Consider the following 15,800-nt stretch of genomic DNA (forward strand, 5'->3'; position numbering starts at 1 on the left):
TATGGTCGCGTTCACGCCGGGTCTTGTGCCTTCGCGGGTGGCGTCAGACCTAAGTATTTCATCACCATCTGCAGATCTTTCCAGGTTTCTTTCTTCTGCCGTGGATCGCGCAGCAAGAAGGCCGGGTGATACGTGACTGCCAACTTTACAGGTGGAGGCGCTGAATTGGGACGGCCATTGCTCTCCACTCGAGGGTTGAAGTCGTACCATCGGCCACGCAGTTCTGCCATGGGCGCATTGATTGCGAGCAGGGTCTTCGCAGCCACTGCCCCTAAAGCGACAATAACTTTAGGACATATCGCAGCAATTTGGCGCATAAGAAACGGAGAGCAGGTCTCGCACTCGTCGCGCTCCGGAGTGCGATTTCCTGGCGGCCGACACTTAATTATGTTGGCAATATAGACGTCTTCACGCTTCAGGCCCATTGCCAGGATCATGTTCGTGAGTAACTGCCCCGCACGGCCCACGAACGGAATACCCTGCTGATCTTCGTCTGCTCCCGGGGCCTCGCCGATGAACATCAGGTCAGCGTTGGGATCGCCCACCCCAAAAACAATCTGTTTGCGTCCCTGCTTGTGCAGCACGCAACGCGTGCAGTCGCCGAGGTCCTCACGGATAAGCTTCAGCTCGGTAGCCACATTCTTGCGCGGTGCCGAGGGTTGAGCTGTGCCGAGAGCGCTTGTCTGCGACGCGAAGACTTCCTCACCAACTTTGGACACGGAAATCATCTTTGTGCTTTCCTGTGCATTCATTCCCTGCTCCGATTCCGCGATAGCCGTCAGCACAGCCGAGGGCGGCCGGCGATAAAAGTCGTAGATGCCCATTTCGCGGTAGTAATCGAGGCGGGCTGATAGCTGTTCGCGAAGCTTTGGGTCGAGAAAGCCGGCCATTATTTACTTATCTACTCTAGCGGGCGCGTGAACCGGCTGGTGGCGGCGCTGCCGCAGGCGGACCACCTGGTCGAGGACGCGCTGCGCCACGTCCCATTTGGTGGTCTCGGGAACTTCGATTACTTCGTCGTTGGTCAGAATGGTGACGGCATTGCGTTCAGAATCAAATCCGATTCCGGGTTGAGAGACATCGTTGACTACCATTGCGTCGAGGGACTTGCTGGCAAGTTTGCGGCGAGCATTTTCCAGCACATTCTCGGTTTCCGCTGCGAAGCCAATTACCAACTGCTTGTCACGTCTGCGAATCACTTCAGCCAGGACGTCTGCCGTCGGCTCTAAATCAACCGACATCGGGCCACCCCGCTTGATCTTATGGCGCGCCGCGGCTTTGGGCTTGTAATCCGAGACAGCTGCCGTGGCAATTACGACTGTGGCTTCTCCGAGCCTGGACAGCGCGCGGTCACGCATCTGCTCGGCAGTTTCTACCGATATCAGTTCCGCGCCGCCCGGCGCTTGAACCGTCACCGGCCCGCTCACTAGCAACACCTTCGCCCCTCGGCGTAGTGCGGCTTCTGCCAGTGCATATCCCATACGCCCGCTGGAACGGTTGGTGAGATAGCGAACGGGATCAATGTGTTCGCGGGTTGGGCCCGCCGTGATGAGCACTGTCTCAGCAGCGAGGTCTTGAGCAGCTCCCAAGGCTTCCAGTGCGGCGGCGACAATGGCCTCGTTGCTGGCCAAGCGACCGGGACCGGTCATGCCGCAAGCCAGATATCCGGCGTCGGGCTCCACGATGCGAACCCCGCGCTGGCGTAATGTTTCGAGGTTCGCTTGAGTCGCCGCGTGCTGCCACATATTGACGTTCATCGCTGGCGCGATCACCACCGGAGCAGTGGTCGCGAGATAAAGAGTCGAGAGGAAATCATCGGCGATTCCCTGCGCGAACTTGGCAATTAGGTCTGCCGTGGCAGGCGCGACCAATAGCGCATCAATACTCTGCGCGACGGCAATGTGTTCAATGGCAGATTCAACATTCGGCTGATGGCCAGGATCGGATCCAAATAGGTCGGTAATAACTTTTTCACCCGAAAGGGCGGCAAAGGTCAGTGGACGAACAAATTCCTGAGCAGCGCGAGTCATAACTACCTGAACGCGCACGCCACGGTCCTGCAGCGAGCGCACGATTTCAGCGGACTTATAGGCGGCGATGCCGCCGCTCACGCCCAGGGCAATTTTCATTGCGTCAACCCGCACCTAACCAATAGATGCTGCCCGCCACGGCGCAGACTCCAGGCGGCGTCCCGCGATTCACTCGCCGAGGGCGGCATCCGGAATCATGGCCTTGTCGAAAAAGTCGGAGGCCACTTCAGCCGCCGACTTCTCTATCTCGGGGATCAGCCATTTGATCTTGCCAGCCCGAATCTCATCCTGAGCGATTCGGCAAGGCTTGCGAGAATTCGTGTCAATCACGGGGCGGGCGCCCGATTGCAGCAGACGGGCACGGCGTGCCGCAACCAGAATGTACCGATAATTGCTATCGAAACCTTCCATCAGTTTCATTACTTTTCTCCTGCTGCCACTGTTTAGCGGTGCGTGGCCGAGAGAGCAAAAGAAGCCAGAATGGGCTGCAATCGCTCGCGGATGTTGGGCAGAAGAGAGCGGCTAGCCTTGGCCACAATCTCTGCCTCTTTGGGGGAGAGATCCGCTCTGGAACGCGGCAAACGCTCGGCCAGGAAAATGGCTCTGAGTTCGTCAATGGACTGTTCCAGGCGGTCGTTAATCAGAATATAGTCGTAAAAGTGATAATTCTCAATCTCTTTCGCAGCCCCGATCAGGCGACGTTGAATCACCTGGTCTGAGTCCAGGCTACGACGGCGCAAGCGCTGCTCCAAGGTGGGCTTGTCGGGGGGGAGGACGAAAATGCTCACGGCGTCCTGGATTTTCTGCTTCACCTGGGCTGCGCCTTGAACATCAATGTCGAGCAGCAGGTCGTGCCCTGCTTCTTTCGCCTCAGTGAGGAAGCGCTTGGCGGTACCGTAGTAATTCCCAAAGACGTTAGCATGTTCCAGGAACTCGTCCCGGCGGATCATCTCCTCAAATCTGTCAACCGATACAAAGTAGTATTCGCACCCGTCCCGCTCGCTGCCGCGCGGCGACCGAGTCGTGTAGGAGATTGAAAAATCGAGATTATGGACAGATTTGCGAAGTTCGTCCACCAGAGTGGACTTTCCCGAGCCGGACGGCGCCGAGATGATGTAAACCTTGCTCATTCGATGTTCTGGACCTGTTCTCGTGACTTTTCAATCTCTGATTTCATGGCTAATCCCAATTCGGTGATACGCAGCGCCTCGCCCACAACACCGGACGTCTTCGAGAGTAGCGTGTTGGCCTCGCGATTCATCTCCTGAAGCAGGAAGTCCAGCTTTTTCCCGACCTCGCCGCCCGCTTCCAGGAGTGCCACAAAATGGGCGTTATGAGTTCCCAGGCGGACGAGTTCTTCCTGAATGTCACTACGCTCGGCCAGCAGGGCCGCCTCTTGCAGGACCCGCTCGGGCTCGGCCCGGGCCCCGACCAATTCTTGGATGCGGGCTTGCAGCCGCTCCATTTGCGCCTTCAGCATCGCCGAACGCAGCTTCTCAATTTCCGCAGTTGCTGCTTGCAAACGCGTCATGCGGTCGCGGAGCTCGCGCTCAATTCCCCGGCCTTCTTCGGCGCGCATACGGTTCAGGCTGGTGAGTACTTCGTCCACTTTGGCCGCAACTGCGGCCTCCAGTTCGCCGTCCGCCGACGCGGCCGAGGCATCCATGGCTCCCGGAATTCTGAGCAGCGCATTCAAATCGGGATCGGCTGAGATTCCTAAATCCCGCGCCAGATTGCGAAACGCCTCCACGTAGCTGCCGACCAGCTGCCGGTTCACTGCCACAGCTTGTCCTTCTGAGCTCTCGATGCTCAAGGCGACCTCGATGTGTCCTCGCGCTAGCCGCTCTTTGAGCAGACGGCGGAGCCGCATTTCGAGGGAATCGCTGTTGGAGGGCAACCGGAAGTGAAGATCAAGAAACCGGTGATTCACGGACTTAAGGGAAAGAGTGAATCCCGAACGGCCGTTCAGCTGCCCCTTGGCTTGCGCAAAACCGGTCATTGAATGAACAGGCATGACTATTCTGGCAGCGACCCCGCAGTCTGAACTTTGCTTTCGATGTCAACAAATTGCAAATCATGCAAGCGACGATAAGTACCAAGCCGCGTCATCAGATCTTCGTGGCTGCCTACATCGGTAATCGCGCCGCTCTCCAACACCACGATGCGGTTGGCCCGCCGCACAGTGGAGAGCCGGTGAGCAATCACCACCACCGTGCGACCGGTCATCAGATTGGCCAGGGCGGACTGCACCAACGCTTCTGACTCGCTATCCAGCGCGGATGTGGCCTCATCAAGAATCAGAATCGGCGCGTCTTTCAGCAACGCTCGTGCGATCGCCAGCCGCTGCCGCTCGCCCCCGGAAAGGCGCACCCCGCGTTCTCCGATCACGCTGTTGTAGCCCTCCGGGAGTTGCATGATGAATTCGTGCGCCAGGGCAGCCTGGGCAGCATCCGTAACTCGCTCCTGCGAGATGTGGGGCTGCCCATATGCGATGTTGTTTCGCACCGTATCGTTGAACAGGACAGTCTCTTGCGTGACTATGCCGATCTGCCCGCGCAACGAGCTCAAGGTCACGTCCCGCACATCATGGCCGTCAACCAGAAGCCGGCCACCGGTAACGTCATAGAAACGGGGAATCAGGTGAACCAGCGTACTCTTCCCTGCGCCGCTGGACCCGACCACTGCCAGCACTTCGCCAGCCTGCACCTCAAGCTGGATGTCGCGCAGGACCTCGCGTGACTCCCCATTCTGACCGCCATAGGTGAAGCTGACGTGATCGAATCGAATGCTGTGTTCAAACGGCGGCAAGGTACGAGCATTGGATTTTTCCAAGACGGTGTCGGAAGCGTCCATGAAGGTAAAAATGGAAGACGAGGCCCCCAAAGCTTGCTGGAAGTTATTGTTGAATCCTGCGAACTTGCGGACTGGCTCGTAAAGCTTGTAGACGGCCACCAGGAATGCAACATAAGTGCCGGGCGTAAAGAAATGAATATTCACCAGGTTGCGCCCCAGCAATAGGAGGAGCGCGAGCGCTGCGGCGCCGAAGAAGTCCATCAGTGGGGAGCTGGTCGCAGCGGTTGCTACAGAACGTAGATTGGCACGTAGCAGGCGGCGGGCCGCGACTCGGAACCGGCTGCTTTCCCAGGCTTCCATGCTGAACGCCTTGACGATGCGATTGCCGGTGATGCTCTCGTGCAGGATGTTCTGCACATCCGCCAGATTGTCCTGACCGCGGCGAGTCGTGTGCCGGACTCGGCGGCCGATTCGGTTTGCCGAAAAAACTATGAAAGGAATGAATGCAACCAACAGAAAGGCGAACTTTCTGCCCAAAACAACGACCAACGCGGCGATGAATATTAGCGTAAAGACCTGCTGCAAAAACTCGGCAAGCGTAGTAGAGAGAGCAAACTGCACACGCTCGATGTCGTTGATGATGGTAGAGACCAGCGTCGCCGTGGAGTGCCGCTGAAAGAATGCGGCCGACCGACGCAGAATGGCGTTATACAGGTCATTCCGCAGATCGGTAATAACGCTGTATCCGGCGTAATTTACGAGATAAGTGCCGGCATAATCGCAAATGCCTTTCAGGAAAGTGGCCCCCACCATCGCGAAGGCCACCATTGACCATGGGTTCTGAAAATGCGTGGGCACAAGGTGGCGTAGATAGATGGTGTGATTGGTCCCGGGAAAAGTAAACAACGCCAATTGTCTGGATTGCGACGCAGGGTTCAGAACACTATCCAGGATTGGGCCGATCAGTAAAAGGCGGAAGGCATCGAACAATCCCACCAATGCCATCAGTACAACGGAAGCGAACAGTGGCACAGTGTACGGCTTTACATAACGTAGAAGGCGTGTCAGCCGGCGCATAGGCCCGCTCCAAACGGTGCGTACTCAGCGCAACTTACAAGCTGCTCTTGAAGGACCATCTTCAGGTTGACACAATTCGGCTGGGGTGAAGTTTGGCTTTGCACAGGTTAAGCAGCATTTTACTGGAATAGTCACTGTGGGCGACTACTAAAGGTAGGAGACAGTGACTTTGCCCCACCGATTCAATCACTTCCCGGGTACCCAAGCGAGCCCATCGGAGCCTTGGCCGGCAGCGATGGTCTTCTCTACCGCCCAGTTACCGAGATTGATAGCTAGGACTTTGCCGCCCTTAAGACAGGAAACGTAGGCCACTCTGCCATCTGCCCGGACCAGAATTTCCGACGGCCAGTCGGGCACGTGAATGGTGTGTTCCAGTTTGAATTCGGGCAGACTTAAGGCCACAACCTTGTTGGCGGAGGGCAGCACCACCAGCAAGCTGCGGCCATCCTGGGTTGGTTCGCCCGCAAAGCCTATCGCCGGCAATTGGATCCATCGCGCAAGTTGGTTGGTGTCGGTATTAATAACGGCCATCCGTGGTTGGTCTTGGTCGAACGTAAATACCTGTTTTCCGTCAGCAGAGATTGCAATCCGCTGAACTTTTTTGGCAAGCGGGATCACGGCCACCGTCTTTTTGGCGTGAAGGTCCACGACGCTAACGCTTCCTGCGCCAACATTCGAAGTGAACGCGCGCTTTCCGTCAGGAGAAATGACGAACATATGCGATTCCTCCTGACCGGTGGGAACGGAGCCTACAACTTTCCTGATTTTTGTATCAACAATATAGATTGCATTTGCCAACTCAGCGCTGACGTAGAGCAGGCCGTCAGGTCCGAACGTGGCACGATGCGGGCGCACGGGTTTTTCCAAATCAATGCTGCCCACCAGTTTTCGCTTTGCCAGATCAATCACATCAATGGTGTGTCCGTCGGTCCCCGGTTTGCCCACTCCGGAGTTACCGTAAATTGGAACATAGGCGAAGCGGCCATCGGGCGAAACCGCTACCTCGTGGTCGTTGACTCCCACCGGAATTGTTGCGAGTTGCTGGCCGGTTTCCGGCTCAATGACCATCAAGGTGTGCTCGCCCTGGTTCGCCACCAGCAGGAGGCCAGCGGCGGCGTGGGTTTTAGGTTCTTTCGCTCGGACTATGGGCGCTATGATGCAAAGGAGCAGCAGAAGCGAAACCGGAAAGCGAAGTCCCAAGATTCCTCCTGATAAGTTTACGGATAAAAGCCACCCGCAGAACTCTCTCATTTCGGACTGTCCCGGTGGACCACCTTCAAACGATATCCCGCCTTCCGCAATCGCTTGGCCACGTCTTCGGCAATCATCACCGAGCGGTGCTGTCCTCCGGTGCAGCCGAAACCGATCGTCAAATAACTCTTTCCTTCACGCAAATAGTGCGGCAGCAAGTAAACCAAGAGATCAGAGATACGGTTAATGAACTCCTGCGTTTGTGGAAACGAGCGGATGTACTTGGCAACTTTTGGGTGACGTCCCGTGTAAGGCCGGAATTCAGGAATAAAGTGCGGGTTGGGAAGAAAACGTACATCAAAGACTAGATCGGCATCCTCGGGAACACCGTGCTTGTATCCGAAACTGACGCACGAGACCAGAATGTTCTTGCCCTTGGAGTCTGACTGAAAGCGCTGCATCACATGCGCGCGCAGTTCGTGCACGTTGAACTTGGAAGTATCGATCACCAGGTCCGCAACCGCCCGGATAGGACGCAGATGGCGCCGCTCCGACTGCAATGCCGCTTTGACGGGCTCCCTGGTGCCGAGCGGATGCGGCCTACGCGTCTCGCTGAAGCGCCTCAGCAGGATGGCATCGCTGGCCTCGAGGAAGATCACCGTCGTCGGAAGCAAGCGCCCGACCGACTTGATTAACGAAGGCAAACGGTCTAAATGCTGCCCTTCACGGACGTCTACCACAATCGCGGTACGGGTAATTTCCTCGGAGTTCCTGACCAGGTCTGCGAAACGAGGAATTAAATCCACCGGGAGATTGTCAACGCAGTAGTAGCCCAGATCTTCGAAGGTATTGAGGACGCTGTCCTTCCCTGAGCCGCTCATGCCGGTAATGATTACCAGGGCGCGGCCAGCACGGCTTCCTTTACCGTCACGGGAGACGGAGAGTGCAGCTGTGGGATTTACCTTGCGTTTGGTCGCTTGGGAAATGCGGCGCAACGCCATGAGCGGATGTTAGCAGGAAACTATAGAAGATAACCACAGAGGAGATACCCCTCACTGTTCCTCGGTGATCAGAAGCTACGGGGCCTCGATCAACTCCATTTTGCCCTCTTTAGTGCGGTGCAGCACCATGACCTTGCCACTGAGATCGCGGAACACAAAAACATCGCGATCACGGAATTGCGCTTCCTTAATAGCCTCCTCGATAGTCAGCGGGCGAAGCGCGACCGATTCCTGAGATTTCACCAGGTGAGCTTCCGTGGTACGGGAAACCATGGGAAACTTATGCACTACGACCGGCACGGCGGTGGTCGCGTTCACCCCGACTGCGATTTGTAATTCTTGCCGAGGGGCTTCGCCATTCCACTTCTTGTGCGGGTGCCGCTTCTTGGTCCTCCAGCGGGCCTTGTACTTGAGGGCTTGCTGCTCGACTCGCTCCATCGCTTCACCAATGGCCGCCATCATGTCGGATGCCTCGGCCAAACCAACTAACTGTTGATTACGCGGGCTAATAGTGATTTCTGCCCGGTGACGGTGCTTCTCAACTGCAAGAATCACTTTGGCCGGAAAATTATTACCCAAAATCTTTTCGATTTTGACTAAGCCACTTTCAACTGTCTCGCGGATTCGGGGAGTTATTTCGAACTGCCTGCCGGTATATTCAACGTTCATCAACCGCCCCTTCTGGTTCGGGATTATTCAGTACGGGGTTGCAGTTAATTTTTTACCCTGCGCTGGTGGGTACTCGGGATGCGCATGTCTTCCCGATATTTCGCGACCGTGCGGCGAGTGACCTGTATTCCCTGCGATTGCAGGATGCGGGTGATCTGCTCGTCGGTCAACGGTCTGGCGGGATCCTCGTCATCAATCAGTTTCTTGACGCGACGTTTCAAAATCAGCAACGAAGTTGCGCCGCCCTCAGGACCATTTACGCTCTCGCTGAAGAAATATCGTAATTCAAACACACCCTGTGGAGTGTGAGCGTACTTATTCGCGACCGCCCGGCTCACGGTGGAAGGGTGCACTCCGATCTCCTCCGCCACTTCTTTGATCATCATGGGTTTCAGCGCATCAATACCGCGGTCCAGGAATTCCGCCTGGCGGGCAATGATGGAATAACAAACTTTGAGGATGGTCTGCTTGCGCTGCTCAATGTTCTTGATGAGCTGAATGGCAGACTTGTAGCGCTCCTTGACGTAATTGCGAACGTCTTTCTCGGCGGCATCCCGATGCAGAAGCCGGCGATACGCTGGGTTCAACCGTAATTGCGGGACATCATCTTCATTCATCAGCACCAGATACTCATCGCCCTGCTTTACGAAAGCGACGTCTGGCTCGATTAACCGTGGCTGCACCGCGTTGTAGCGCAGGCCTGGCCGCGGGTCGAGCGTCTTAACGAACTCCACCGCCTGCATAACGGCTTCGAGCGGCCTGCCGATCGCCTTTGCCAGCTCCTTGTACTGCTTGTTCTGAACTTCTTTCAGGTGATCATTAATCACGGCCGCGCAGTCCTTCAGTAACTGCTCGGTTGCAGCCGCATCACCGTTCTTTATCTCGCGATGAATCTGCTGGTGATACTTGATCTGGGCCAGGAGGCACTCTCGCAGATCACGGCAGGCCACACCCACCGGATCCAGCTGGCGTACCACTTCCAAAGCCTCATGGAGCGCAGCGCGATCAAAAGCAGCGGGACCGCTCGGGATTGCCCCGCCAGCGGTACTCTGGCCGACTTCGTCAGCACTGGCAGCCTCGGCCGAAAGTTGAAGGCCCTCCGGGTCGGCGGGTGGACCACTGCTCGAGAAATCAGGAACTGCGTTGGCCTCTTTGAGCGCCGCGGATTCTAAGCTCGCCGGTGTCTCTTCAGTACTCGTTTCCTGCGACTCAACGCGATTGAAGAAAGCCTCATCCGGAGAGCCTCCATTGCGCCCAGCAGAGATCTGCGAACCCGCCACTGAAGCACTTCGGCGCGCCACGGCTTTCTCTGGTTCGTGCGCCGCGGCGAGCAGTTCTTCATCAGTGGCCAGCAGATAGCCATCCTCATTCAAGTTGCCAATGACCAACTCCGCAGCGGCGCGCACCTCTTCGCGAACCTGGAGGGAGCCTAGTTGCCACAGCAGGTGGTCGGTCAGTGTCGAAGGTCGGGACAGGAAATTCTCAAAAGACGGCTTTTCGATGGACTCCATCTCGCCCTGGCTGCGGTAGCCGGGATCGAGGTAGTCCTGAAAGAACGAGCCAAAATCAATCTCGTCAAACGGATCTTTCTTTTCTTCCTGGACGGTGGGTTCATCAGCGGCCGCAGTGCGTTCCCGCTCTTCTTCTTTGCTGGCAATGTCATCAATGAGCGGAACGGTGGAATCCAATTCTTCCAGGACGGGATTCTCCACGATCTCGGCATTGATCATGTCCTTGAGCTCAAGCTTGTTGAGCGCAAGCACGCTGACCATCTGCACAAGCCCCGGCGTAAGGATCTGCCGTTGGGTGACCTTCAGATTCAGCTTGGGTTGTAACAGCACCATAATTGCCGAAGGAGCACTATCAGATTACACCAGCCGTCAGCCTCCCCCCAAGCCATTGAGGGGAACTCTGATGACGTCCGTAACCCTTAGTTTTCAATATGATCCATGCAGCTGACCAGTTTCCGATCTTGCTGCCGCTGTCTTCCCGAGGCTCGCCAATGCGCCTTAAGAAAACGCCTGAAACGCAACTCAAACCAGCGAAAAACTCTCGCCTAAATAAACCCGCCGCACTTCGGAATCATTCCCTAATTGTTCGGGAGAACCGGCACGGAAAATACGGCCTTCGTTGATGATGTAAGCGCGATCGGTGACCGAGAGCGTCTCCCTCACGTTGTGGTCTGTGATGAGTACGCCGATGCCGCTCGCTTTCAGATCAAAAATAATTTTCTGTAAATCGAGAACCGCAATGGGATCGATGCCTGAAAAAGGCTCGTCCAGCAAGATAAAGTTCGGAGAAATGCACAGGCAGCGCGCGATTTCCACACGCCGGCGTTCGCCTCCGGAAAGCGCCGTTCCCTTATTTTTGCGAATGACTCCCAGCCCCAGTTGATCAATCAGCCGTTCCATGCGCTCGCGCCTCTCGTGCCACGACATCGGCTGCGCTTCGAGGACTGCGAGGATATTTTCTTCGACCGTTAGCTTGCGAAAGACTGAGGGTTCCTGGGGGAGATAACTGATGCCGTAATTGCGGGCCCGCAGGTACATGGGCACCCGCGTGATCTCTTCACCATCAATCAGGATCCGGCCGGACTCTGGCGGGGTAAGCCCCACAACCATGTAAAAGGTAGTGGTTTTACCGGCGCCGTTGGGCCCCAGCAATCCAACAACCTCTCCTTGATTTACCTGCAGGGAAACGTCTATGACTACTCGCCGGCCCCGGTACGACTTACCTACCTCGTCCGTCGCCAGCGTATGCATTTACTTCGGCCTTGTTTGGGTAATAGCGGGGGAAGTGCCTTTGCTTTCTACGAGAACCCTATCATCGTGACTATAGAAAGTCAACGAATCGCCGTTCACAGAGCCACGTTCGGCATCAAAAATGCTAGGGTTTCCGCCCGTCAGCACGTACTTCGCCTGCGCTGCCGTGTAAACCAGATGGTTTCCCGTGGCCCGGCGACCTGGCTGCTGCACAACAACATGCCCGTCTGCCACCACGTGATCAATCTGGCTGGGTGTATCGTCGGAACCCTTAGCGCTTTCTCTCGCCGCAGGGCGCTGTCCGCGTGGCAATAGATAGGCGATAGCGTCATCCGCCGTGACTGTGCCTTGCGCGCTGCGCATCACCACCCCGCCACTGAAATGTGCTCGACGTTGCGGATCCGAGTAATCCAGATGATTGGCGGTGACGTGGGTTTGACTGATTGCTCCTGTGGCCTCAGTCTGCAGAAAGAGCGTGTCCACCCGCTGCGGGAAAACTCCCTCCGCCAACATACTGCGGTCGGCGCGATTGAAAGTAATGGCGGGTGCGCGGACTACGTTACCTCCCTGCCATAAGCGGGCGCCGCCGGAATAAACGGCAAGATTACTGTTGCGATCAGCCGTCATGGAGGCGGAAACAACGTGAATGGGGTCGGATGAAGCCAGCATGGCGCCGCCGGGCTGGGGTTTCAGTTCGCTGTAGGTTGTCTTGACGTGACCGTTCGCAAGCGCCTGTCCGCTCTGGCGATTCATGCGAAGAACATCCGCCGTAGTGGTCATGCTCTTTTCAACAATCCGTGGAGATCCGTTCAGGGTCAAGATCATGTCTGACGGCGTGTACGTGCCCTTGTCCGCCCAAGCTTCGCGTTGACCTTCGACGTAATGCACCTCGCCGGTTTGCACGACCTTGGAAATGGCGCCCTCATCGCTGAAGCTGGCATCCACAGTGCGACTGGTGCTAACCCGATCCGGTTGGCCGGGATTCTGCGACACGATCTTGGCATCGGGAGCGCCGCGCACAAACTTGATTTGATTGTCGTCGCCGAAAACGGCGTGGAATTTACGAGCGGTTAGGGTGGTGGGAATTGGGACGCTGGATGCTGTCGAGGATTTGGCGATCACCGGCTGCCCGGCTGAGCGCGGCTTGGGTGCGGCTGGACTAGTGAGAATCACAATCTGGGCCTTGCCTGAGGTATCCGCGTGGTCGAGCTGCTGCCCTGGCTTGAAGCGAAAATCAACCGCGTCGGAATCAAGTTCGGCCTGCTGTACCTGGCCAGGAACAGGGACCTGGCTTTGCAACAACTTTACGTCCTTCACAGCCCGCATCTTGGAGAGCTGATTGTCTGCCGCAAACTCCATTGAGACTTGTTGCGCGGTACCCTGCATCGGCTTCGCACCAGCTTGTTCTACATGCACATTGCCGGTAAGCACGCCGGAATGAAAAGTATTGTGAGGATTCAGGAGATAGTCTGCGCGTTCCGCCCTGGCTTTTATGCCGGTCGAGGTCTGGCCCTGAACACTGCCATTGCCGATGATGCGATAAGCAGTATTGTCCGGTTTGAAAAAAATCGTCGCCACATCAGCCGCGATCTTCTCCTTCTCCTGAATCAGCACGGCCTTGTCGAGCACGACCTGTCGTGGGATCTTCGTGACGGCGGCATGGGCCGCAAGGATGTGCGAAGGGTTGGCGCCTAGCACGGTAATGTCCACATTGGAGTCAATAACCAATGTGTTCTCTTTAGCGATGTACCGTGCGCCCACCGCCGAACCGCTGGCCTGGGCCATCTTAAAATTCACTACGCCGTGAGTGGCAGCGTTACCAGTCTTCTCGTTAAAGACCAAGTCCGTGGTGTCAATATGGATTGGGTTCTGCAGCACCTCGGGAGGGGTCTGGTCGGGGCGAGCGGGACCCTGGGCATTGCCCTCCAGGTCGATGTGCACCGGTCCGATTCCCGCGATCTCGCCAGTCTTGGGATCGTACTCAAAATTCTTGCCATAAATCTGATCGAAGCGGTTGGATTCCTTTCCGTAAATGATGATGTTCACATCGCGTAGCGAAGCGCGGCCCCCTTGCTTGAACTGCACCGTTCTTGCGGCGCGCACCGTAAACAGCGTCCGGCCGTGCTCCGACTTGGACAATTCAAAGTCTTGGGTAGACTGCTGGACTTGGTAGGGCAATGGCGCCGGCACCTCATGGCTGACTTGCTCCGCCCGGCGCTGCGCATATAGGTAAAAGAGGACGACGATGACTATGAAACCACCCGCCATCAGTGCTAACCATTTCCGCAGGCCGACTATGGAGATGGGCATTGCTCAAATACTAGCAGGCAGTCGCACCCAGGAACTCATCTCTTAAGTGTCGAAGGACGCCCAGGCAGGTGTGGATTCGGGCCAGCTATCTAACAGGGAACAGTGCATTCACCCAACTCACGTGGGCACAGGCGCCCTCGCCTGTGCGGCGAGGGTAGCTCGCCTTGGGCTGCCGAGGGCGGCTGGCCCCCTACCTAAGTCTCAGTCAGCCGACGCCGCGGCCAGCTGCACGGTACGGATGACGTCGCAGAGTCGTAATTCCAGACCACCGAATTCAGGATGATCGTTGTGCTCCAGAGTAAATGCCACGTCCAACGTATCACCGGCCAGAATCTGTTCTCGCTGGAAACGTTCCGCCATGCGCCAGCCTATTGTCGGAATGCCGGGAGTGAATTTCCCATTTGAAGTAGCCGCAGCCAGCTTCAACTTGATGTGCTTTTCTTTCAGGGTGCGTGGTGGCAACAGAACGCGGCTGTTGCGGGACACGAATACCGGTTCGGGGTTTCCCATTCCAAAGGGTTCCAGTTGCCGCAGGGCATGGAACAGGTCGGGAGTGACCTGGACCAGATCAAGCTCGTCATCCACATGCAACACCGGCTCAAAGTCCGCGAGGGTCAAACGAGCGCGCGCGTAGGAATCGAGTGAGGTGCGTAACTCCGGAATGCCGGCGGACGGGAGCGCAAATCCTACCGCGTGCGCGTGTCCGCCGTAACGTGTGAATAGAGATTCGCAGCTCTCGATCGCCTGCAAAAGGTGAAACGCGGAAATCGAGCGGCCCGATCCGTGAGCTTCCTCGCCCTGGCGCGAGATTACCAGCGTGGGTCTTCCGTAACGCTCTACCACGCGAGTGGCAGCGATGCCGATCACCCCTCGATGCCAGCCCTCACCATCCACCACGATGCAGAACGCCTGGCGCATCTCCGCGGATTCATCCAGGCGAGCACAAATCTCATCAATGATGCGGGCCTCTTCCGCCTGACGATCGCTGTTCAAGCGATTCAGGCGCTCAGCTAATTCTCGAGCGCGGGCGACGTCCTTGACTGTGAATAGCTCGATGACGTCGCGAGCCACATCCATACGACCAGCAGCGTTCAGGCGAGGAGCCAGGCGAAACGCCACATCGGATGACTCCAACCTCCGTGACCCGTCCAACTGTGACACTTCCAGGAGTGCCTTCAGCCCAGCATTCACCGGCGAACGCAGTCCCTCCAAACCGAGCCGCGTGAAAACCCGATTCTCATCGAGCAGAGGGACAGCGTCAGCAATGGTGGCCACCGCAACTATTTTCAAAAAAGACATCAGCAACGGCCGCAGCTCCCGTTTTTCCGGCAGAGCTTTCTCCATCAATGCGTGGGCCAGTTTGAAAGCTACTCCCGCTCCGCATAAAGCCTTGCAGGGATACTCGCATCCCGGCTGGTTGGGATTGAGCACGACCAGAGCATTGGGAACACCCTGCTCTGCGTGAGGCAAATGGTGGTCGGTAACGATCAGGTCCACGCCGGCGCGATGTGCGGTTTCCGCGGCAGCAAATGCGCGAATGCCAGTATCTACGCTCACGATTAAGCGCACGCCCTCCGCAGCCGCCCGCTCGATCACATCATCTTTCATCCCGTAGCCGTCGCGGATGCGGTGAGGCACATGGAAGTCCGCGTGGCCGCCACATAAGCCAATCGCGGTCATCAGAATCACAATGGCAACGGTGCCGTCCACGTCGTAGTCGCCATAAATCAGAATTTTTTCCTGGCGCGCAATCGCGCTACGCAGGCGTTCGACTGCGGCCGCCATTCCGCTCATGGCGTATGGCGAGTGCAGATGATCCAGTGACGGGGAGAGGAAGCGGTGGGCAGCTTCGGCATCCTGAATCCCGCGTTTCAATAGGAGGCGTGCGATAGTCGGAGAAAGACTGGCTTCACTGGCGAGCCGGCTAGCTGCGATCTCGTCAACCGATGCTAATTCCCAGCGCACGA

13 protein-coding genes are annotated in these 15,800 nt (G+C 56.9%); all 13 read right to left on the reverse strand.

Annotated elements, in window-relative coordinates; all coding sequences use genetic code 11:
- Positions 1-11: 11 nt before the first annotated feature.
- Positions 12-890: a uracil-DNA glycosylase gene (locus VFA76_15300; GenBank protein ID HZR33211.1), complete on the reverse strand. Its 879-nt coding sequence runs from the start codon at positions 888-890 to the stop codon at positions 12-14.
- 3 nt (positions 891-893) lie between these two features.
- A complete protein-coding gene (coaBC, locus tag VFA76_15305) occupies positions 894-2,129 on the reverse strand; it encodes a bifunctional phosphopantothenoylcysteine decarboxylase/phosphopantothenate--cysteine ligase CoaBC (protein ID HZR33212.1) in 1,236 nt (411 codons plus the stop codon).
- Positions 2,130-2,198: 69 nt separating this feature from the next.
- Positions 2,199-2,450: a DNA-directed RNA polymerase subunit omega gene (gene rpoZ / locus VFA76_15310; GenBank protein HZR33213.1), complete on the reverse strand. Its 252-nt coding sequence runs from the start codon at positions 2,448-2,450 to the stop codon at positions 2,199-2,201.
- Between the two features lie 23 nt (positions 2,451-2,473).
- Positions 2,474-3,160: a guanylate kinase gene (gene gmk / locus VFA76_15315; protein ID HZR33214.1), complete on the reverse strand. Its 687-nt coding sequence runs from the start codon at positions 3,158-3,160 to the stop codon at positions 2,474-2,476.
- Entirely contained in the window at positions 3,157-4,044 is an 888-nt protein-coding gene (locus tag VFA76_15320) for a YicC/YloC family endoribonuclease (protein HZR33215.1), read from the reverse strand. The genes gmk and VFA76_15320 overlap by 4 nt, the downstream gene beginning before the upstream one ends.
- 2 nt (positions 4,045-4,046) lie before the next feature.
- Entirely contained in the window at positions 4,047-5,900 is a 1,854-nt protein-coding gene (locus tag VFA76_15325) for an ABC transporter ATP-binding protein (protein HZR33216.1), read from the reverse strand.
- A 186-nt stretch (positions 5,901-6,086) separates the two neighbouring features.
- Entirely contained in the window at positions 6,087-7,100 is a 1,014-nt protein-coding gene (locus tag VFA76_15330) for a hypothetical protein (protein HZR33217.1), read from the reverse strand.
- A 47-nt stretch (positions 7,101-7,147) separates the two neighbouring features.
- Complete coding sequence (rapZ, locus tag VFA76_15335) at positions 7,148-8,092, reverse strand: RNase adapter RapZ (protein ID HZR33218.1); 945 nt, start codon at positions 8,090-8,092, stop codon at positions 7,148-7,150.
- A gap of 75 nt (positions 8,093-8,167) precedes the next feature.
- Entirely contained in the window at positions 8,168-8,761 is a 594-nt protein-coding gene (raiA, locus tag VFA76_15340) for a ribosome-associated translation inhibitor RaiA (GenBank protein HZR33219.1), read from the reverse strand.
- Positions 8,762-8,805: 44 nt separating this feature from the next.
- Positions 8,806-10,605 carry an RNA polymerase factor sigma-54 gene (gene rpoN, locus VFA76_15345; GenBank protein ID HZR33220.1) on the reverse strand — a complete coding sequence of 600 codons (1,800 nt, stop codon included), beginning with the start codon at positions 10,603-10,605 and terminating at the stop codon, positions 8,806-8,808.
- A 189-nt stretch (positions 10,606-10,794) separates the two neighbouring features.
- Entirely contained in the window at positions 10,795-11,523 is a 729-nt protein-coding gene (lptB, locus tag VFA76_15350) for an LPS export ABC transporter ATP-binding protein (protein ID HZR33221.1), read from the reverse strand.
- A complete protein-coding gene (locus VFA76_15355; protein ID HZR33222.1) occupies positions 11,524-13,833 on the reverse strand; it encodes an LptA/OstA family protein in 2,310 nt (769 codons plus the stop codon). It lies immediately after the preceding gene.
- Positions 13,834-14,034: 201 nt separating this feature from the next.
- Positions 14,035-15,798 carry a single-stranded-DNA-specific exonuclease RecJ gene (recJ, locus tag VFA76_15360; protein HZR33223.1) on the reverse strand — a complete coding sequence of 588 codons (1,764 nt, stop codon included), beginning with the start codon at positions 15,796-15,798 and terminating at the stop codon, positions 14,035-14,037.
- Positions 15,799-15,800: the final 2 nt, after the last annotated feature.

This window comes from Terriglobales bacterium (genome assembly GCA_035651655.1).
In the GTDB taxonomy this organism is placed as follows: domain Bacteria; phylum Acidobacteriota; class Terriglobia; order Terriglobales; family Acidobacteriaceae; genus DASRFG01.